Raw genomic sequence first — 21,750 nt, forward strand, 5'->3', positions numbered from 1 at the left:
GCCGTGCGGGCAGGGTCTGTCGCGGCAATTCACCAGGACAATGATGCTATGACCGATATGGCTGCCGATCTGAAACAACGCTTCTCACAACTTCAAGATGGAGATGTCGATGTTGTCATCCTCGGAGCAGGCGTCAATGGCGCCGGGCTGTTTCGCGATCTGTCGCTGCAGGGTGTCAACTGCCTGATCGTCGATAAATCGGATTTCGGCTCGGGAACGAGTGCAGCGCCATCCAGGCTGATCCACGGTGGCCTGAAATATCTGGAAACAGGTGAATTCGGCCTGGTCGCGCAGTCGGCGCTGGAACGAAACCTTCTGCTCAAGAACGCGCCACATTGCGTCGAAGCGCTGCCGACCTTCGTGCCGATCTTTTCCTGGACGCGAGGCATCTGGGCAGCCCTTCGCACGCTGACGGGCTCGACCACCGCCCCGCGCAGCCGTGGCGCCTTGCTGATCAAGATCGGGCTTGCGCTCTATGACTTCTTTGGTTCGCGCAACCGCGTCATGCCGCGCCATCGGTTCCTTTTGAAGCGCCGCGCACTCAAGGAAATGCCGCATGTCACGCCTGAGATCGTCGCCGGCGGTATCTATTACGATGCCAAGATCAGCCGGCCCGAACGGCTGGTCTATGAACTGGTCAATGACGGACTGGAGGCGAACAAGGCTTCATTGGCGGCAAACTCGACGCGGCTTGTTTCCGCAACCGATGGCGTGCTGACCTTCCAGCGTGCGAACGGTCATGCCTTTTCGGTCAAGCCGAAGCTCGTGGTCAATGCCGCCGGCCCTTGGATCGATCATGTCAACGCAGCTCTTGGCGCCCCGGCTCATCTGATCGGCGGCACCAAGGGATCGCATATCCTGCTCGATCATCCCGAACTGGTGCGCAGCCTCAACGGCCACATGATCTATTTCGAAGCCGATGACGGCCGCATCTGCCTTGTCTACGGCTATCTCGGCCAGGCACTCGTCGGTTCGACCGATATTCCTTGCGGCGATCCCGACAATGTTCGCTGCGAGGAACCCGAGATCGACTATTTCCTCGACAGCGTACGCTCGCTTCTGCCGAGCCTCCGCTTCGACCGCGACCAGGTGACCTACAGCTATAGCGGCATCCGCCCCCTGCCCGCCTCGGACGCCTCGTCGCCGGGCCTGATCAGCCGCGATCACTCCGCACCGGTTTTCGAGCCGCAGGCTGGGCGCCCCTTCCCGATCATCTCGCTGGTCGGCGGCAAATGGACCACATTCCGTGGCTTTGCCGAGGAAGTTGCCGATACCGTGCTGATACGCCTTCAAATCGGCCGCAAGACGTCCACGGAGCGGCTTGCGATCGGCGGCGGCCGAGATTTCCCCATGAACGTCAATGAGCGTGCGAGCTGGATCAAGTCAGTCGCGGCAAAGGCCGGCATCGAAGCCAGCCGAGCGGATGAGTTGCTCAGCCGATACGGCACGACTGCGGCGGCAATTCTCACACACGCTTCGGACTATAAGGACGGCCAGCGCATCAGCGGCGCACCGCGCCACAGCACGCTCGAGATCGATTGGATCGCGCGGCAGGAGATGATCGTGCATCTCTCCGATATCGTCTTCCGGCGTACGACCATGGCAATCGAGGGCCTGCTGACGATCCAGGGCTTGCGCGAAATCGGTGCAATCGCCGCAGCAGCCCTGCAGTGGGACACACAGCGACTGGCTAAGGAAATCGACGATGTCGTCGCATCGCTATCGAAATTCCACGGCCAGACGCTGAGCGGAGAAAGCGTGCGCCGGGCGGCAGGCCCAGCCGCACGCTGATCATCGGACTCAGGAGAAAACGGGATCGAGCGAGCCGGACTTGTAACGCTTGGCCATTTCGGCAACGGAAAGCGGCTGGATACGCGAAGCGTGGCCGGCCGTGCCGAATTGCTCGAAACGCTCCTTGCAGAGCTTCGTCAGTGCAGCCATGGCAGGCTTCATATATTTGCGGGGATCGAACTCGCTCGGATCCTCCTGCAACACGCGGCGGATCTGGCCCGTCATCGCCATGCGGCCATCGGTATCGATATTGATCTTGCGCACACCATTCTTGATGCCGCGCTGAATTTCTTCGACCGGCACACCCCAGGTCGGCTTCATCTGGCCGCCATATTTGTTGATGATCTCCTGCAATTCCTCAGGCACCGAAGAGGAGCCGTGCATGACAAGATGCATATTCGGCAGTTTGCGATGGATCTCCTCGATCACGCTCATCGCCAGCACCGAGCCATCCGGTTTGCGGGTGAACTTATAAGCGCCATGCGAGGTGCCCATGGCGATCGCCAGGGCATCGACCTTGGTCTCGCGCACGAATTTCACCGCCTCGTCGGGATTGGTGAGCAGTTGGTCATGCGACAGCTTGCCTTCGGCGCCATGCCCATCTTCCGCCTCGCCCATGCCGGTTTCCAGCGAGCCGAGCACGCCAAGCTCGCCCTCGACGGAAATACCGCCAAGATGCGCCATATCTGTCACCGTCTTGGTCACGCCGACATTGTACTCCCAATCGGCCGGCGTCTTGGCATCCGCCTTCAGCGAACCATCCATCATGACCGAGGTGAAGCCAGCCTGGATCGCCGTCATGCAGCTCGAAGGATCATTGCCATGGTCCAGATGCACGCAGACGGGAATATGCGGATAGATTTCCACGACGGCGTCCATCATGTGTTTCAGCATGATATCGTTGGCATAGGCCCTGGCACCCCTCGACGCCTGCATGATCACGGGCGCGTTGACCGCATCGGCCGCTTCCATGATGGAAAGCGCCTGCTCCATATTGTTGATATTGAAAGCAGGAACGCCGTAGCCGTGTTCAGCGGCGTGATCGAGTAATTGTCTTAAGGTGATACGTGCCATTCAACTCTCCCCTGGGTCATGATGGGCGGCTAGGATCGCGTGGATGATGCCGTTTGCCTTACCTTGTTATGCGGAATGTGCGCCGTCGATATTTGGCAGGCGCGACATCGAAGCAACATGGCATCCCCAGGCGCACCCATAACACTACAAGATGACAAAATCACAGTTTTTGTGAGATTTTCTTCGATTTTTTACAAAGAGATCGGTCTCGAACGCGAGGATAGACGTTGCAATAGCTGCAGAAAATCATCCGGCGGCACCGCGACTCCACAGCTGACGCCGACAGCAAAGCATGATGGCTCATGGAATGAGCAATCGAGTCCATGCCCTCCATCGAACTTGTGTGCATCCCAACGTGCATTTACTTCCATAAAACATTTGACTGGCCAAGGTTTCGCTGTTTTCTATAGATAAAAAACAGGGACTAGGCGGACTGCTTGGAGGCTGCATGCAGCCTCAACCAGGCGCTCCTACACATCAATATCAAATAGCTGAGGAAAGTGGCGTGAGCTCGCGGATCATCCAGTTCGGCACCAGCCGGTTCTTGCAGGCGCATGCGGCATTCTTCGTGCACGAGGCACGGCAATCCGGCCAGGATGTCGGTCCCATTACCGTTGTTCAGGTTTCAGGCGACAGCAGCCGCAGCGGACGCGTCGCTGCCTTTAGCAATCCAGCAGGCTATCCTGTCGTCATCCGTGGCATGTCGGATGGGCAACCCATCGATCGCACCGTACAGGTCGCCAGCGTCGATCGCGGTCTCTCTGCAGTCGAACACTGGGAGGAGCTGTCAAGGCTCTTTGCCGAGGATGCCGAATTCGTCATCTCCAACACCGGCGAAACCGGCTACAAGACGTGGCCGGAGGAGGATCGCTTTGGCGCAACAGGCCAGGTTCCCCGATCTTTCCCTGCCAAGCTTGCCGCGCTCCTCGTCAGACGCTGGCAGGCCTCCGGTCGCTCCTTGGTCATCCTTCCTTGCGAACTGATGACGGGCAACGGCAGCGTTCTGAAACAGACGGTCATCGATTGCGCCCGGCTCAACGATGTGCCGGCTGAATTTTATACCTGGCTCGACGGCCACGCCGCCTTCGCCGAAACCCTGGTCGATCGCATCGTTTCCGAGCCGATCGAGCCGATCGGCGCCGTTGCGGAACCCTATGCCCTATGGGCGATCAAGCGCGCGCCCGGTATCCGCGCGCCTTGCCACCACCCAAGCATCGTGCTGACCGACGATCTCACCCCTTACGAGCGCCTGAAACTGCATATCCTCAATCTCGGCCACACCTTCCTTGCCGAAATCTGGCAGCGCGAAAATCGGCCGGCGGACGAGACCGTGCGCGCCATACTGGCCGACAAAGACATAAGGGCCAGACTCGATACTCTCTACGAAAGCGAAGTACTGCCCGGCTTTGCCGCAAACAGTATGGGCGACGAGGCGAAGGCCTATGTCGCAACGACACTCGACCGCTTCCTCAATCCCTTTCTGGACCACCGCATCGCCGACATCAGCCAGCACCACCCCGAAAAGGTCGCCCGCCGCATCCACGCCTTCCTAGATTGGGCAGATAGTGCGGGCAGCGCGTCAGGCATGCCCGTACTGCGACAAATCGCAGCACAATATCCTCCAGTCAAAGCTGCATACTGACGTCCGACCGAAGGTTTGCGTCAATTTGGTCATTAGGAGCGGCGACAAGATAATTGAAGAAAGTAACCCAACTCGTTGTCTCTAGACATCGATAGGCTGAATCGGCTTCCGGATGCGAGGCGCGATGATGCGATCATCAACTTGATCCCAGAAGAGGATCGGACTTCTTGGCAATTACCGCTGTCCTCCGGCCAAATTCAATGCTGCTAATAAATTTGCCATGTTCCGAGGCGAAAAGATCGTAAGGACGTTCTGAACCAAGGGCGGCGTCACCCGTAACGATGCGCGAAAGTTTCACCAAATAATCGAATGCGCTAATTGCGGAAAAGCCATTGAAGGGCGCATTTTCGAGGTGCTTCTCAAAACTGGTATCCAAATCTTCAACAATATAAAACCCATCTTGCTTCAATAGTGGGAATAGCATTTGCAAGGATGTTATCTGATGGTCCCAACGGTGCGAACCATCATCAATGATCAAATCTGGTCGTCCAAACTCCGATATGACGTCAAAAAGAAAGCTCGAATCGGTGGCATCCCCGATACGCACATATACGTTACCAGACTCGTATTTTCTGCAATCCGGCGTAACATCCAGACCAACGACTATTGCCTGGGGAAAATACTTTGACCATGTACGAACTGATCCGCCTCTGTAAACTCCGATCTCCAATATTAGCAGCTGAGCTCGTTCCTTAAGTTGGCTCAAGCGACGCTCATAGAAACGTAAAAAATCATGGTGATTGGACGCTTTGTCGGTTCCAAACTCCAAACCAATTTCGTCAAGTGTCATACAGCTATCCTATAGTTAAAGCCCATCAGGAGTAATTCGAAAACGCTTGTACCAAAACAAATACCTATCATCTTATCATATAAAGGCTTTGCGCCAGAGGCAGCGGGAAGGTTGCAATTCCTAATACCGCGAAGAAGATGCGTTCCAAAAAATCAAAATGAACGGTTTCACTTAATTTCACGCTTCATTGCGCATTAGGCTAGTTTTTTAAATGCACCTGAAACAGCCTGAGATCAATCTCTAACTCGGCAAATAAACGATCCGGAGATGGCTCTTCAATCAGTTGAGTAAAAATCCACTGGAAATCTAAATTAAACAGTGAGGCAAGATCACAAAAAAAGTAGTCTGCCAGCCCAGGATCAAACATCTTAACTTTAGTATGCGGCGGACAAAATATAATGTTCGTCAAGCCCGCACCCATAAAACCTGCCACAACTTCAGCTTTAGAAAATATATTAATTTGGTCCCATATACTGAACTCCTCTGGTCGAACTACATAATAACCGGCTGCGCGAGCAATATTCTCCAACTCAATTGCTCTTGCCATTTGCCTCTTAGGTGCATTGGCTCTCGAAATGAATATTTTCTTGGCAGGTATTAACGACGGGTTTGAATGTCTTTTTGCAGCATACAAGAGTTTGCTGACAAAGAGTTGCAGGACGTGACTCTTCTGCGCATTATGCTTGGAAATAGGCGAGGTTGTAACAAGATCACGCACCTGCACTAAAGAGTGCCGCATATCAACAAGCTCAAAACAATCCGAGTATAAATTATAGATCGTTTCCGAAAGCAGATTCCGTAACGCTACAGGTAGCGTAGGAACAAGCAAAGCAAGCGGCTTTGAAAGTTGCCCACTGAGCAAAATCTCAAGGCGAGGTAACATCTCGACCAAAAGGTGTCCGTAGTTATCCTTTCCAGCTTTAAATATGAAGCCGCACTGCTTGTCGATAAGCGGTATGGGCTGATCAGAAAATCCGGCAATTTTATCAAACGTCGGATGAGCAACATGATCGACCTGACTATATTTTATAGTTTGTTGGCGACTATCAAACATAATCGCCAAATCTGCAGCGTAGCCATTGTTGTAAGTGAGGAGATCTGTCGGAATCACTTCACATCGCTCTTCACCCATCACCTGAAGTAGGTAACGACAATGTTGCTCACCATTTATTCCGGGGGCAAAACCAATTAACTCAGGAATCTTTCGAGTATATGACGCGGCTTCCGTCACTTGTCGAAAGCTGTCCGCACCCTCCCGCCATTCAGCCAAATCTCTGTTGGTATAATAGGCGTCAACCATTGCTCTCTATCACAATCTAAAAATTAGGTAGTCGGCTTATTCGATTCGTCTTTGTTAAGCTTAAGCCATTCTTGAAAACTGCCAACACCGCTTGCAAATGGATTTGCGAACGCATCTTGAAGATCCTGTCTATGCCGATAGAGAACTCTATCTGCTTTGTCTATGAACTTCCCGTCGTCGTAAGTAGCGTAACGCCACCAACGAGAAGGGAGGCCATCATCCGTAAATTGACGAACAGCATTTTTATACCAAAGCCATAATTCATATACATCCGAATCCGGAGTAGCGTATCGCTTGGTCATCGTATCACCAAGAGGCCCCAATTTTGTGAAATGGAAAAATCTGAGTAAAGCCTCATTCGCCAAAATTTCGCCGGAAGCAGAAATGCGCACATTCCGATGGCTCAAATTCCAGCTTGCAACATTTAGACCCGGATTTCTAAGTATTCCCACGTTGTCAAAAAGTGCGGGAACTAGATCGCACCATTTTTGGTCAACAAAAATGCCATCCTCCGGCGTGTCGTAACACATCTTGGAGAGGCGAGCAGCCCACCATTCTGCCATTTCATGGCCAGACGAATCATTACGTATGGCCAAAAACCCTAAATTGTAGGTGCCTAAACGTGACGAAGTAATTTCATTATCACGGATAGCCATCTCCAATTTCTCGGGGCGCACTTGATGAGGAGTTAGCAGGATAGAATAATCCTCCAGCGCTTTGACTACAAGATCCAGTGGATTAAAGACCGCAATATCAGGGTCCAAATAAACTATCTTCTCCGCACCATCACGCAAGATATGCTCCAATGCATACCCTTTTACAGCCGTGCATGCCTCAACTACGTCATGCTTAAAAATCCAAGCCTCAAAATCCTTTAGCTTCAGATCCTGACCCCAAAGCACGTTATCGAAGCCCTCGTTTGATAGATTAAATGTAAACCCCTCGGGGGCCTCATCAGTAATAACCGCCCAAAAGATCCAATCTGGATGAAACTTCTTAACAGTGTGGACAAGAACGCGTGCGCGATTGAGATAACTGAAAGAAAAGCTAGTAAAACAATGCACGCTCACGACGCCGTCTCCATATTGAGAAAATCGATCGTCATCCGACTATAGTTTATTGATGAGATCTGTCGCGGCTCACGTTTTTTCCTATCGACCATCTCCTCGATCCTCGATCCCTCAAAAGTTGCGTAAAGCTCTTCATCAGTCCTGAGAACAATGCCAACATCGAGCTCTCCCAACACCTTGGCAATATTCCCAGAAGACGACGTTGTTACAATCTGACAATCTGCCGCCAAGGCTTCATGCAGTGCGAAAGAAAACGTCTCTGGCCAGTTCGCCCAAAGCACAACAACGTCAATTTCATTTTCAATTAAGGCCTTTGTCATTGCGTCTCGGGAGTTTTGAGTTACAAAAATTTCCCTTGATTCTATGTACTTAGGTATATTTTGACCTCCTCCGAAATAGTAGAATTTATAACGATTGGAGCCCGCATGTTGCCTTGCCAAGTTATCGAAACTAAACCAACCTTTCTGATAGACAGGCCAACCGCAGAAGGCCACACGTGTTGGCGCTTGTGTGGATGCTCGGCTGATTGGAGAATTTTTCTCCAATCTGCAATGAGGGGCAAGATAACTCTTTTCAAATTTAAAACTGCTACGCTCAAATAGAATGTCTTGCGCAATAACTGAAGGAGAAAGGAGCGTAAAAGCGCAAGAGGATATAAGCATATCTAAGCGCGCTATATGAGTTTTACGCGATTCACCAAAGACGCATATGGAACAGGCTGAGGAATCCACACTAGGACCATGGCAGTAACTAATATTATTGCGAAGAAGAGTATATCCTTCACATAATAAGAGATAATCATGAGCCCATATAAAGCTATTCTCAAATAATCCTTCGGGAATTTTGCCGAGCTGCTCAGGAGAGTGGCCAAGAAGAGAATGTATAACGCGCCAGATAGGTTGATTAGTCAATGCTTTATATTCAGAAAAAGCCTGGAGTACCGCGCTGGTACGATATACACCAACGTCATCACCGTTGAGATTTACGCAGACAGGCGGATCTGCGTCCTCGGCTAGCGTGGGCAAAGGTTGCCAAGGATAGATATGCAGATAGGCACCACCTTCTCGATTAAAAGTTTCTTGCTCTATCTGAATACAGAGTTGCACCCCGCCCGAATGTCGACGAAAATCGTCATGACTAATCGAAAAAATCAATTTATCAGTTGCCGCACAGTTTTGCGACAAGAAATCAACGAAGTCTTTCACTGTTCCTAAACTAGGATCCGCCTCAGCGCGACGCCAGTCATTAGCCACTTCGTTGAGCGGACGTACTCTTTCGAGTGCTCCCAATTTGGCGGAGTTTGTGCCTGTCGGAATTCTCCCTTCTTTGGAGCCTGCCACTAAAAAATGATAAAACGGATTGACACCAGCCTCTCGAACATCTGGATTACTATCGACGTAATATGACGACGAAAAAGTTGGAGTAGGATCGCGCCCCTCTTTCCAACCCGCTCTGATGTAGTGTTCTACGGGATCAATATCTAGATCCTTTAGATCTGGATTGGTGGCCAGATAAAAATCTCTCGCTAACTCCGTAGAAATAGTTAGATATACGTGGTCTATATCGGAAAAACGAGGCGGCCGGCCCTCACTTCTTCCGGCAACTATGTAATGCCAAAAAGGTTCAACTCCCGCTGCCTCCACGTCCCTATTTTGCTTCAGATACATCGACACCGAAAAATCGGGTGTTGGATCCCTGCCCTCTTTCCAACCATATATAATGTAATGACAAATAGGGTCTATACCAGCGTTCCGAACATCTCCGTAAACGCGCAAGTAAAATGTGGTATCAAATTCATCGGAAATTGCCCTGTAAACTTCAGGATACTCCTCTTCAACGCGCTGCCTAAGATTTTTTGCCGGAACAAAATGATCGCGAATTTTTGAGAAAAAATTAGTCATGATTCAACTTTTACGTTCGTCTATTTTCAGCGGTATCTATTTTTCACCGATTGAGACAACATCAAAATTTTCCATTCGCAGCTTAGTCTCAATCTGCTCAGGTCCATTTTTTGAACCTATACAACTTGCGCTTAAACATCACGAGTCACGCAATAAATCAACGGTATTGATTAGCGACGTGCCAATTTTTAGCTCGGCGACTGAACTGCCCTGATCTGAACCCTTCAAACTGGACCATTTTTGGTTAGAGTTTTCCGGTACATTTTCTTGGCTGGGTAAGGAACGGAAGAAGATGAAGGCATCGCAGTTTTCGGACGCACAGAAGGCGTTCATTTTGAAGCAGGGTGATGAAGGTGTGCCGGTGGCGGAGATCTGCCGGAAGGCGGGAATTAGCCAGGCGACCTATTTCAACTGGAAGAAAAAATACGCCGACATGTTGCCGCCGGAGATGAAGAAGCTGAAGCAACTCGAGGACGAGAACGCGCGACTGAAGAAGATCGTCGCGGACCTGACGTTGGACCGTGAGATGTTGCAGGATGTTATAGAGACTTGGGCCTGCAGTTGAGGAACAAGACATCGAAGCGAAGGGTAAAAGCCAAGCTTCGAGAAGATCGGCAAATGGCCACCGGACCTACCGACGTCTGGGCGATGGACTTCTCACGACCAGGCAAGCCGACCGATAACGCGTTCATTGAAGCGTTCAACGGCCGCTTCCCGGCGGAGTGCCCGCACCAGCACTGGTTCGTAACCCTTGCGGATGCCCGCGAAAAGATGGAGGATTGGGGTAGATACTACAATGGGGAAAGACCTAATAAGTGCGATCGGCAACAAGGTGCCGATCTCGTTGGTAAATTCGGGAGGCGCAACCAGCCCACCTTCCTGAAACAAGCCGGAAGACTCTAGTCTCCGGTGGCCCAACATTTGGGAGCGGATCATTCATCACATATTCAGTTAGATTTTGACGTGCACTTGTGTTGTCGGATTGACTCTGCATAGATATCTCCAATGCTGAGCGCAATATCAATGATCTGGCAAACACCCATCTTCATCCCCTCGCAAACGTAAGCAAAAGATCGAGACTCTATTGCCAGAAATGAAAAACGTTATTGCGTCTCTAGTAACGTCTGTTGGCGTAATGACGTTCAAGTACATCTTCGCGGCCAATCGCAATTAAATTATATTTCGAGGTATATTTTATGGAAAATAACTCAAAACATAGGAAAATAATGGACAAGAAGGGATATTCCTTTTCTAACTTATACAACGAATATGATCGAGTAATGCGACTAGGCGATATTGAGCAAGCGTACGTTTTATTGGAAGCTTATCTGAAGCAGCTTGATGACCCAAATGCCTGGATGATTTATGGTCAGATACTCCTTTGCTTGGGCCATGAGCTTGCCGCAAAGTCCATTTTTAGAAACTGCTATGAGCATGCAGCATCCATACATATCGCTGATGTCATTCATGCTGACTGCGAAGCAACGATAGCGTTCGTCGACGACTCACGCAAGTTGTTGTATGTTGCCATTCCTAAGTGTGCGAGCACAACAGTAAAAAATTATTTTGTAAGAGCGATTTACTCAAAAGATCCATATGAGTCATCACATGACCACCTCAATAACATGATGAGAGTTGTAAAATTTCGAGAATTTAACAAAAAATATAGCGACTACTACAAATTTACCGTTGTTAGGCCAGCTCAAGATCGCATATCTTCTTATTTTTATGGAAATATATTAAAAGGTGCCTTAAAAAACAACAGTTGGGGACTTGATGCATTGCGTGGAATTACAACCAAGCCATCGCTATCTCAATTTTTAGGGGATTTTTTTTCCTATCGGAAAGTATTTATTGACGTTAGGCACCATACCGATCCAATTAACGCATACCTCCCGGAAAAGACTTCCTTAGATGCCATTTATTCAATTAATCAAATTGATGAAGTTCGATCACTTATTGAAGATATGTACCATGTAAAATTGGAAGCCTCCAGGCTAATGATCGGAGCTAAAGCGACAGAAGATGTTCACTTTTCATCAGAAATGGTGACTTTTTACGAACGAGAACGTCAATATATTGAATTATAGATATGCTGACGGAATCAAATAACGCTTAGCCTCACTCCATTTTTAATCATCAATATCGATTGTCTACCGGATCCAGTAAAACCTTCTATTTTAAAGGCAGGATTTTATAAAAAAAATTGCGAGTTAAATTAAGATATTCTGTGTAATAAAATTATATCCTAACGATTTAAGCGATAGTATGCAGATATAGCGTGGTCGACATTGTCGAAGACAAGAAATCTTCCATCAACTAGAACTATACCTTTATCGCAATACATCTTTATAGTCTCCATGCTGTGGGAGATGACAATAAGATCGGCATTCTTTCGTCGCTGTTCAAAAGCATGTCTACATCTCTGTTGGAAGCGCGCATCGCCCACTGCAGTAATTTCGTCTATAAGATAGCAATCAAATTCTATTGCCATTGACAGACCAAACGCAAAGCGAGCCATCATACCAGATGAGTAAGTTCTAACAGGTGCATTGATATAGTCACCCAGCTCTGCAAATTCCTCCACAAAACGAGCAACTCTGGTTACATTTTCACCGTAAGCACGTGAAACAAAGTTTAGATTATCCTTGCCAGTCATTTGTGGATGAAAGCCGCCTGAGAACCCCAGGGGCCAAGACACCCGAAGATTCTTTGTTATTCTTCCAGAATTGGGGAGCATAGTGCCCGCAATCATTCGCATTGTGGTTGATTTTCCGGCGCCATTTACTCCTATAAGAGCATAGGAAGAGCCACTAAGAAATTCTGTATTCACGCGGTCAAGAATAACTTTCTTACTTTGTTTTGTTTTGAAAAATTTAGTTACGTTTTCGAATCTGATCATTCTGCATATCACGGTTGCAATCGATGCCAAGCTCTATTGATTAAATATTGCCTTCGGATTTTCGAAGGTTAGTCAAGGCTTTTGAATTGTCTATTTTCGACATCCCTTATTTGTGTGGTCTGATCGATTCTATCGCATCCCGTTCAAGCAAAAAATCTATTTCTCCGAAGTGCGAATAATCTGCCCTATCATTGAACGTGATCAGCCAACGCTAGCGGCTATCCTTGTCAACGCCGCGCGAATCTCCCCCAGAAGTCGGCTCTTTCGCAATTTCAGTACAAATCAGGTTCCAATAATACGCGCCCGCATAAGATCACATTCTAGCTCTTCGATACATGGTACGTGTAACGAATTTTAGCTTATTGGTCTTGGTCGAAACTGATTCGACACTCCACAGCAATTTCAGCACAGCTTGGGCCGCCTATACCTCGCGATGGCTCCCAAAACACAAACGAAAACATCAACCAGGGGCCGATAGCCGCACAAGAACTCGTATCAGTTTATCTGCTACGCATCGCGACCGGAACTAATATCCAAGGAAATCGAAGGTGGCATTTCCCTTTCCATCGTTGATCTCTGCAGTAAACAATCTTGATCTTGCCAGATTTATCCGAAACCCGCATTCCGAAAGGCACGCTCCGCCCTAAGAGCTTCTCCTAGCTGTTCATTCTGGCAGTGAACAAGGCCGTTGTCAGCCTACCGACAGCGAGGAATATCAGAATGCGGCGGCCTCATCGACAGGCAGATCAAATGTGCACCGCATGAAGAGATTGGCATGACAGGAATTCAAAACACGCCTTACGAACTACCGAATGTTCGCTCGACAGTTTTTCCGCTGATGATCCAGATTAAGCTGGCCAACCTAGGTACATCACCACTTTAGTACATCCGGCTGCCTTTTCTGTAATGGATGCGGGATTTTTTACGTCAGTCCGCAGCGACATAGCCAGATACCAAGCCCACACCGGCAGATGTTTATTTACAGCTCAACCGGCCAAGCTCGACGATTTCACCCAGCAACATATCTATAACATCTCGACGATAATCGCCACGTATGCTTCCAAGCTCAAGGACCTTTACCAACCCTAATGCGAACTCCGAGCCTTGAAGTAGCTTCCCATGCATAATATTCCTATCGAGACCTTCAATACGGACACTCGAAAATCGTCGCTCCGCGCTAGCAGCCATCATTCACCTCCTCACTGCAGGTGTTGGATCAGCTTCGAATCCTCTGCTCACATCACAATTGATCACAGCATCTGTTTTGGGATCATTAAAGGGAGGGTTCTTGACGAACCTTTTCGTCGATTGTCAGCCCGGAAAAGTGATAGTGAATGTTTGCTCGTTGAGAAAATTCTTTTTTACATGCAATGATGGGAATGTCAGGCTACCGAGCACATCGGGTTGTTCAGTGGTCAAACGGTTAGAAACGTATCAATGGAATCACATACTATAAGTTGCTTAAAGGAAGCCACTCATTCAGGACTGTTAAGTTGAGATGGATGTTGGCGGACAGACCGGAGTTCGTGATGCACGTTTTAGATGTAGTTAGTATTAATGCTTTAAGTAAGGATCATAAAATCATGATTTTTCTTTAAATTTTAATTGATTCGATATTGGTGTGTGTTTATGCGCAAAGTATATGTTGATCTTAGAAGTCTAAGATACGCAGCTCAACAAAAAATGCATGTTATGAACGCCGTAATGCTTCGCGACATGCGTACACGGTTCTTCAATCATGGACTCGGATTTCTAATACAATCTCTTTGGCCTCTTGCACATATGATTGTATTACTTATTTTGTATCGCCTCGCGGGGAAAACAACCCCTTATGGCGAGAGCTTAAATGTCTTCTTTGCGACCGGTCTCGTCCCAACATTGAGCTTCACCTACATATCGCGATTTATGTCTCTTTCTCTAATTCTAAATAAACCGATGTTGGCGTTTCCTGCCGTTCAGTTTACTGATATCCTGTTTGCGCGGGCGTTTTTAGAAATATGCGCTGGCGCAATTACTCTTTTACTTATAATGCTGATTCTCTGGGCTTTAGGAGATGATCCTACACCGATTGATCCGTTACAGGCACTTCTATGCTATCTTGCGACAATTTTACTTGCCGTGGGTATTGGTACATTGGCGGGTGTAGTGGTCATGGTATTCGAATTTTTTGCGACTATTTACGCGCTCCTATGTATCATTTTCTATGTTTCTTCCGGTACACTATTCGTAGCAAACCAGCTTCCCGATTTCATAGCCATCCCACTTTCATATAATCCTCTAGTCCAATCAGTGGAGTGGATGAGATGCTCGTATTTTGAAAATTACAGTGATAGGCTTGTCAACCAGGAATATCTTATTGTTTTTAGTATTAGCTGTCTTGGCCTTGGCTTGTTGCTTGAGAGATTGTTCCGGCGACAAATTATGGAGTCCTAGTCTGAAGTAAAGTAGAGTTGATTTGGGCAAGACCGAGGTCATCAAGCCGACCGATCAAATCGAAATGTTGACTTTATCCGCTCTCTTAACGATGACAGACAACAAGCTGCGACTGTTCAATCAGTGTAGTTCCGCGACATACCATTATCGTTGCACGAAACATTGTTTACGGAAACCAGCCTACCGCGTAAAAAGCTGTAATTTTGCAACCAACTCAAACCCAACAACGGAAACGATGTTAACTAACCATCTTCGAGAACTTGAAGCTGAGGCGATTCACATTATTCGAGAGGTTGCCGCAGAGTTCTCCAATCCTGTAATGCTGTATTCTATTGGAAAAGATTCATCTGTCTTAAAGCATTTAGCGATGAAAGCATTTTTTCCTGGCAAACTACCATTCCCATTCCTGCATATCGATACAACTTGGAAATTCAAAGAGATGATTGCCTTTCGCAATCGCCTAGCCGCAGAAGGGGACATTAAGCTTATAACTCATGTCAATCAAGATGGACTGCGTCAGGGCATAAATCCATTCACTTATAACGCCAGCGTTTACACACAAATTATGAAAACCGAGGCCCTGAGGCAGGCACTCGACAACAACAGCTTTGATGCGGCCATTGGCGGTGCCAGGCGCGACGAAGAACGAGCGAGAGCAAAAGAGCGAATCTTCTCATTTCGTACTGCGAACCATTCGTGGGACCCTAAAAACCAGCGCCCTGAGATATGGAAGACCTATAATACATTAGCGGATAAAGGTGAAACGATACGCGTATTTCCTCTGTCAAATTGGACAGAACTCGACGTATGGCAATACATTGCGGAAGAGAATATTTCGATCGTATCGCTCTATTTCGCAGCAAAGCGTCGAGTCATCAATCGCGATGGGGAATTGATCGTGCTCGATGACGAACGGATGCCGCTTACAGAAAGTGACTTAGTAGAGGAACGATCGGTCCGTTTCCGCACACTCGGATGCTATCCACTGACTGGTGCCGTTGAATCGACTGCTACATCGATCGTAGATGTTATTAGAGAGATAGTTGTTGCGAAGACCTCAGAGAGGCAGAGTCGTCTGATAGACAGGGGTCATGGCGATACGATGGAGAAGAAGAAGCGCGAGGGGTACTTTTAATGAGGACCAGAACGAACCCCGATCCCCTTAAAAGCTTGGATAATTTTCCTGGGGATAGAAATGGAGGATTTTTGCTACGCTTTTTAACTTGCGGCTCTGTTGATGATGGTAAATCTACGCTTATAGGGCGATTGCTTTACGATACGAATAGCGTTTTTGATGATCAACTCTTAGTGCTGAAGCAAGAAAGCATCAGATATGGGACAGCTGAAAATGAACTCGACTTTGCCCTTCTTTTGGATGGCTTGGACGCTGAGCGAGAACAAGGTATCACGATCGATGTCGCCTATCGATATTTTTCTACGGCAGAGCGGGCGTTCATTGTAGCAGATGCACCTGGCCACGAAGAATACACCCGAAATATGATCACCGGCGGATCAACCGCTGATCTCGCAATCGTACTGGTGGATTGCCGCCATGGTGTCCGACAGCAAACCAAACGCCATAGCTTTATTGCATCACTACTCGGAATACGCCACATCGTACTTGCAATAAACAAAATGGATCTACTGCAATATCAACGTGAAAGCTATGACAAAATCGTGTCAGATTATACAGCTTTTGCAGAGAGATTAAAATTTGCGAGCATCAGACCAATTCCGATGTCTGCTCGATATGGGGCAAATGTGATAACGAAGTCGGTCGACATGCCATGGTATGATGGTCCATCTTTATTAGCTCATTTAGAAAGTATCCCGGTAATCAGCCATACCTTTGAAGAACCATTTCGTTTTCCTGTGCAATGGGTCAATCGACCGAATCTCGATTTTCGCGGCTTTGCTGGACAGATTGCTGGAGGCTTAGTTTCGGTAGGTGACAAGGTGACCGTTGCGGAGTCCGGCCAACAAACTACCATCAAGCGCATTGTTACCTATGACGGTGATCTTTCCTCAGCGTTTGTGGGTCAAGCTGTTACATTAGTTTTAAACGATGAAATCGAGCTTTCCCGAGGAGATATGCTCGTCTCGCCGACTGCAAGACCAAATGTGTCGGACCAGTTCCAAGCTCATGTTATCTGGTTTAGCCATGAGCCATTAATTCCTGGGCGGCCTTATATTTTGAGGACAGAGACCGATAACGTGAGCGTCACCATCACGACGTTGAAATACAGCATTGAGATCAACACTTTCACACATGTGTCCGCAAAGACCTTGGCGATAAATGAAATTGGTGTATGCAACCTATCAACTCAACGGCCAATTTGCTTTGACAACTATGCTGAAAATCGCATTACCGGAAATTTTATTCTAATTGATCGCTTCACGAAAGCGACGGTAGGTGCGGGAATGATTATTCATTCACTCCACCGAGCACACAACATTCATTGGCAAGCGCTCACAATTGATAGAACCGCGCGTGCGGAACAAAAGAGGCAACGCCCGGCTGTTTTATGGTTTACCGGCCTTTCTGGCTCCGGCAAATCTACAATAGCCAATCTAGTCGAGAAGCTCCTGCATGCGAAAGGCAAGCATACCTTTTTACTTGATGGAGATAATGTCCGACATGGATTAAACCGTGATCTCGGCTTTACTGCAGAGGATCGTGTTGAAAATATTCGTCGGATTTCCGAAGTAGCGAGACTTATGAGCGACGCTGGGCTTATTGTACTTGTATCGTCTATATCACCGTTCCTGTCTGAACGACAAATGGCAAGGGATTTGATGTGCAAAGGCGAGTTCATTGAAATCTTTGTAGATACCCCGATAGAGGAATGCATGCGGCGCGATCCAAAGGGTCTTTACAGGAAGGCTACAGCAGGGCAAATTCCTAATTTCACCGGGATCTCTTCGCCTTATGAGAAACCGCCGAACTCAGAAATACACTTGCCCACCATGGGGAAAGACCCTCAAGAACTCGCGCAACTGGTGGAGAATTATTTAAATCAGATATACATCCGGTCGTAGGTCTTATGTCAGCCATCTCCGTAGGCGTGGCTTCAGCTATGTCAGTTCTAAGATTATGGCACCCGATCGGCCGTCATTACATTTTGTCTCCGCCTGTTTCACTATATCTATGTGACGGAAGCTACAAGCGAGTTGGACGCATCTAACGACTCGTACGAAAGCATTTCTTTAAGTAAATCAAATGCCGTCCATAGGCAGTTGGCAACGGAGTATGCCGCTACTTGGTGCTCTTCAACGAATCTACAATTTGAACGTTTCGGCATCCGCGAGCAGCGGTTGCTGCTGATCCTTGGCGGAAAGCGTGAGCGCATCCAGAGTTTTCCAGTCGATGGCGATCTGCGGATCGTCCCAGCGGATGCCACGATCGCTCTGTGGAGCATAATAATTCGTGGTCTTGTAGAGGAATTCCACATGGTCGCTCAGTGTCAGGAAGCCATGAGCAAACCCTTCGGGTATCCACAACTGACGCTTATTTTCTGCAGAGAGATGAACGCCGACCCATTGCCCGAATGTCGGTGAGGATTTCCGGATGTCGACGGCAACGTCGTAGACTTCGCCAACTACCACTCGCACCAGCTTCGCCTGCGCATGCGGCGGCAGCTGATAGTGCAAACCACGCAGGACACCGCTGCCCGACCGGCTGTGATTGTCCTGCACGAAATCGGCGCTTCGGCCGATCGCTGCGTCGAACTTCGCCTTGCTGAAGCTCTCGAAGAAGAAGCCGCGATCGTCTGCAAACACCGTCGGTTCGATGATCTTGACATCGGGGATAGCGGTATCGATGGCTTTCATTCGTCGTCCTGTTCGGATTGTTTGCAAGGGAGATGCGGCGGCATAAAGCGCGCCTTAGCGATTAGAATATTTGCTCGCGCAAGATGCCAAGGAGATATTGCCCATAGGCATTCTTCTTCAGGGGATCGGCAAGCACCTCGACATCAGACGCACTGATCCAGCCGCTGCGATAGGCGATCTCTTCGGGGCAAGCCACCTTCAGGCCCTGCCGGTTCTCGATCGTCGCAATGTAATGGCTGGCCTCCAGCATCGATTCATGCGTACCGGTATCGAGCCAGGCATAGCCGCGGCCCATCGTCTGGACGTCCAGCCGGCCGGCCTGCAGATAGTGAACATTGACATCGGTGATCTCCAGCTCGCCGCGCGGCGACGGACGGGTGGATTTCGCGACGTCGACGACGCTTTCATCGTAGAAATAGAGGCCGGTAACCGCATAATTGCTTTTCGGCATCTTCGGCTTTTCCTCCAGGCTGATCGCCCGGCCGCTCTGATCGAACTCGACCACGCCATAGCGATGCGGATCCTGCACGTGATAGGCAAAGACGGTCGCACCCGTTTCCTTGGCGCTCGCCTCGTGCAGCAATCGGGTAAAATCATGTCCGTAAAAAATGTTGTCTCCCAGAACCAGGGCAGACGGCGCGCCATCCAGAAACGCTTCGCCGATCAGGAAGGCCTGGGCAAGACCGTCGGGGCTGGGCTGAACGGCATAGTCAAGCTTGATGCCCCATTGGCTGCCGTCGCCGAGCAGTTGTTCGAAGCGGGGCGTGTCCTGCGGCGTCGAGATGATGAGGATCTCGCGGATACCCGCCAGCATCAGCGTCGTCAGCGGATAGTAGATCATCGGTTTATCGTAGATCGGCAGGAGCTGCTTGCTGACCGCAAGTGTCAGCGGATAGAGGCGTGTTCCCGATCCGCCGGCGAGTATGATTCCTTTGCGTGCCTTCGTCATGTTCCTGCGTCTCGTCCTTAGTACATCTGCCTCTATTTCACCGGCGGGAGGGCACGGCCGGAAATCATCGGCAACATTACAGTTTTCAATTCCCTGCAGCCCGCAATCTCGCCAGGACGTCATCGACGCCCTCCTGCCAGAGAGGAAGAGCAATATCAAAGCGATCCATCAGCTTTCGACAATCCAGCCGCGAATTGGCCGGCCGCTTGGCAGGGGTCGGATATTCTGCCGTCGATATCGGCTTCAGCGCATCGAGAGACAACGCAAGCTTGACGTTTGCTGCCAATGCCTCACGAACGATATGCGCGGCGTACCCATACCAGGAGGTGCTGCCCTGTGCGGTGAGGTGATAGGTTCCCGAGAGATCGTCGGCGGCTCGCGAAGCCGTCATGCGCTCGATCACCGTGCGTGTGACATCCGCGATCAGGAACGCCGACGTCGGTGCGCCCACCTGGTCGGCAACAATGTTCAATGCGCTTCTTTCGCCGGCCAGTCGAAGAATGGTCTTCAGGAAATTGCTGCCATGATGACCATAGACCCAGCTGGTGCGCAAAATGGCATGCTGTACGCCGGAGGCGCGCACTGCCTCCTCGCCCAGCCACTTGCTTTCACCATAGACGGACTGCGGATTGACCGGATCGCTCTCCACATAGGGATCGGCCTTCGTGCCGTCGAAGACGTAGTCCGTCGAGTAATGGATGAGCAAGGCGCCGTTATCGGCCGCCCACTGCGCCAATATCCCCGGAGCGGTGGCATTGACCGCCATCGCCTGCTCTTTATCGCTCTCGGCCCGGTCCACCGCCGTATAAGCAGCCGGATTGACGATGATGCCGGGTTTATGCTCGTCGAGAGCGGCAAGGATGCTTCTTTCGCTGGCCAGATCCATGTCCGCGCGCGTCAGGGCAATGACATTCCCCACGACGCCGAGCGAATGTTGCAGCTCGAAACCGACTTGGCCGTTGGCGCCGGTGACCAGAATGGCGCTCACAACTCAACCTCGTACTGCTTGCCGACCCATTCACGATAGGCGCCGCTGATGACGTTGCGAACCCAGTCCTGGTTTTGCAGATACCATTCGATCGTCTTGCGAATGCCGGTCTCGAACGTCTCTTCAGGCTTCCAGCCGAGTTCGCGTTCGAGCTTGCGGGCATCGATCGCATAGCGACGATCGTGACCCGGCCTATCCTTCACAAAGGTGATCTGATCGCTATAGCGACTGCCGTCGGCCTTGGGCCGAAGCTCATCGAGGATCGCACAGATGGTATGTACGACATCAAGATTGGGCTTTTCGTTCCAACCACCGACATTATAGGTCTCGCCAACCGTGCCGGCTTCCAGCACACGGCGAATGGCGCTGCAGTGGTCCCGGACGTACAGCCAATCACGGATCTGCTGGCCATCGCCATAAATCGGCAGGCTCTTTCCCGAAAGCGCGTTCAGGATCACCAGCGGGATCAATTTTTCCGGAAAATGATAAGGTCCGTAATTGTTGCTGCAGTTGGTCGTTAAGACAGGCAGACCATAGGTATGATGCCAAGCACGCACCAGATGGTCAGAAGCAGCCTTGCTGGCGGAATAGGGACTGTTCGGCTCATAGCGGTTGAGCTCGCTGAACGGCGCATCGTCCTTCGACAAGGTGCCGTAGACCTCGTCCGTCGAGACATGAAGAAAACGGAAGCCTTGCTTCTCCCCGTCCGGCAAGCCATCCCAATGGCCGCGCACGGCTTCCAGCAGATTGAAGGTCCCGACGATATTCGTCTGGATGAAATCTCCTGGGCCGTGGATAGAGCGATCGACATGACTTTCAGCCGCGAAATTGATGACCGCACGCGGCTTATGAATCGAGAGCAAATCGCTCACCAGCTCCCGATCGCCGATATCGCCATGCACGAACACATGGCGACTGTCGCTCTTCAGCTCCTTCAGCGTATCCAGATTACCGGCATAAGTCAGCTTGTCGAGGTTAACGACCGTCTCATCGTGACGTTCAAGCCAATCAAGAACGAAGTTTCCGCCAATAAAGCCGGCACCACCGGAAACCAGCATTGTCATCGAAGTTCCATTTCT

16 protein-coding genes and 1 pseudogene are annotated in these 21,750 nt (G+C 49.7%); 7 read left to right on the plus strand and 10 right to left on the minus strand.

Annotation, left to right across the window (positions count from 1 at the left end; all coding sequences use genetic code 11):
- The first annotated feature begins 48 nt into the window (after nt 1–48).
- Complete coding sequence (locus GA0061103_RS32415; protein ID WP_092719617.1) at nt 49–1,791, plus strand: glycerol-3-phosphate dehydrogenase/oxidase; 1,743 nt, start codon at nt 49–51, stop codon at nt 1,789–1,791.
- Between the two features lie 9 nt (nt 1,792–1,800).
- Here GA0061103_RS32415 and fba read toward each other — a convergent pair whose 3' ends face one another.
- Nucleotides 1,801–2,865, minus strand: a complete 1,065-nt coding sequence (gene fba, locus GA0061103_RS32420) for a class II fructose-bisphosphate aldolase (RefSeq protein WP_092719621.1) — start codon at nt 2,863–2,865, stop codon at nt 1,801–1,803.
- A 505-nt stretch (nt 2,866–3,370) separates the two neighbouring features.
- Here fba and GA0061103_RS32425 point away from each other — a divergent pair.
- Nucleotides 3,371–4,507, plus strand: a complete 1,137-nt coding sequence (locus GA0061103_RS32425; RefSeq protein ID WP_092719623.1) for a mannitol dehydrogenase family protein — start codon at nt 3,371–3,373, stop codon at nt 4,505–4,507.
- 136 nt (nt 4,508–4,643) lie between these two features.
- Here GA0061103_RS32425 and GA0061103_RS32430 read toward each other — a convergent pair whose 3' ends face one another.
- From GA0061103_RS32430 to GA0061103_RS34880, 4 genes are all read right to left on the minus strand, one after another.
- On the minus strand, nt 4,644–5,297 hold the full coding sequence (locus tag GA0061103_RS32430) for a class I SAM-dependent methyltransferase (protein WP_092719627.1): 654 nt from the start codon (nt 5,295–5,297) through the stop codon (nt 4,644–4,646).
- Between the two features lie 199 nt (nt 5,298–5,496).
- Nucleotides 5,497–6,597, minus strand: coding sequence for a glycosyltransferase family 61 protein (locus tag GA0061103_RS32435; RefSeq protein ID WP_092719630.1), 1,101 nt, complete (start codon nt 6,595–6,597; stop codon nt 5,497–5,499).
- Between the two features lie 23 nt (nt 6,598–6,620).
- Nucleotides 6,621–7,667: a hypothetical protein gene (locus tag GA0061103_RS32440; protein WP_092719633.1), complete on the minus strand. Its 1,047-nt coding sequence runs from the start codon at nt 7,665–7,667 to the stop codon at nt 6,621–6,623.
- Entirely contained in the window at nt 7,664–9,568 is a 1,905-nt protein-coding gene (locus tag GA0061103_RS34880; RefSeq protein ID WP_141694498.1) for a glycosyltransferase family protein, read from the minus strand. Before GA0061103_RS34880 ends, GA0061103_RS32440 begins: the two co-directional genes overlap by 4 nt.
- Before the next feature lie 292 nt (nt 9,569–9,860).
- On the opposite strand from GA0061103_RS34880, the pseudogene GA0061103_RS32455 reads away from it, so the two are divergent.
- A pseudogene (locus GA0061103_RS32455) lies at nt 9,861–10,451 on the plus strand (transposase).
- A 343-nt stretch (nt 10,452–10,794) separates the two neighbouring features.
- Entirely contained in the window at nt 10,795–11,658 is an 864-nt protein-coding gene (locus GA0061103_RS32460) for a sulfotransferase family 2 domain-containing protein (protein ID WP_167376683.1), read from the plus strand.
- Between the two features lie 158 nt (nt 11,659–11,816).
- Here GA0061103_RS32460 and GA0061103_RS32465 read toward each other — a convergent pair whose 3' ends face one another.
- Nucleotides 11,817–12,470 (minus strand): ABC transporter ATP-binding protein, encoded by a 654-nt coding sequence (locus tag GA0061103_RS32465; RefSeq protein WP_092719644.1) that lies wholly within the window; start codon nt 12,468–12,470, stop codon nt 11,817–11,819.
- A 1,629-nt stretch (nt 12,471–14,099) separates the two neighbouring features.
- Here GA0061103_RS32465 and GA0061103_RS32475 point away from each other — a divergent pair.
- From GA0061103_RS32475 to cysN, 3 genes are all read left to right on the plus strand, one after another.
- The gene (locus GA0061103_RS32475) at nt 14,100–14,903 is read left to right on the plus strand and encodes an ABC transporter permease (protein ID WP_245304943.1); all 804 of its coding nucleotides are present in this window, start codon (nt 14,100–14,102) and stop codon (nt 14,901–14,903) included.
- A 235-nt stretch (nt 14,904–15,138) separates the two neighbouring features.
- Nucleotides 15,139–16,038 carry a sulfate adenylyltransferase subunit CysD gene (gene cysD / locus GA0061103_RS32480; RefSeq protein ID WP_245304944.1) on the plus strand — a complete coding sequence of 300 codons (900 nt, stop codon included), beginning with the start codon at nt 15,139–15,141 and terminating at the stop codon, nt 16,036–16,038.
- Nucleotides 16,038–17,942, plus strand: coding sequence for a sulfate adenylyltransferase subunit CysN (gene cysN, locus GA0061103_RS32485; protein WP_092719655.1), 1,905 nt, complete (start codon nt 16,038–16,040; stop codon nt 17,940–17,942). Before cysD ends, cysN begins: the two co-directional genes overlap by 1 nt.
- Before the next feature lie 240 nt (nt 17,943–18,182).
- Here the strand turns inward: cysN and rfbC are convergent, their stop codons facing one another.
- From rfbC to rfbB, 4 genes are all read right to left on the minus strand, one after another.
- A complete protein-coding gene (gene rfbC / locus GA0061103_RS32490; RefSeq protein ID WP_092719658.1) occupies nt 18,183–18,734 on the minus strand; it encodes a dTDP-4-dehydrorhamnose 3,5-epimerase in 552 nt (183 codons plus the stop codon).
- Nucleotides 18,735–18,795: 61 nt separating this feature from the next.
- A complete protein-coding gene (rfbA, locus tag GA0061103_RS32495) occupies nt 18,796–19,683 on the minus strand; it encodes a glucose-1-phosphate thymidylyltransferase RfbA (protein ID WP_092719661.1) in 888 nt (295 codons plus the stop codon).
- Between the two features lie 85 nt (nt 19,684–19,768).
- Nucleotides 19,769–20,671, minus strand: a complete 903-nt coding sequence (gene rfbD / locus GA0061103_RS32500) for a dTDP-4-dehydrorhamnose reductase (protein ID WP_092719664.1) — start codon at nt 20,669–20,671, stop codon at nt 19,769–19,771.
- Nucleotides 20,668–21,735, minus strand: a complete 1,068-nt coding sequence (gene rfbB / locus GA0061103_RS32505) for a dTDP-glucose 4,6-dehydratase (protein WP_092719667.1) — start codon at nt 21,733–21,735, stop codon at nt 20,668–20,670. Before rfbB ends, rfbD begins: the two co-directional genes overlap by 4 nt.
- Between the last annotated feature and the right edge of the window lie 15 nt (nt 21,736–21,750).

Origin of the sequence: Martinezella multihospitum, assembly GCF_900094585.1 — a bacterium.
GTDB lineage: Bacteria > Pseudomonadota > Alphaproteobacteria > Rhizobiales > Rhizobiaceae > Rhizobium > Rhizobium multihospitium.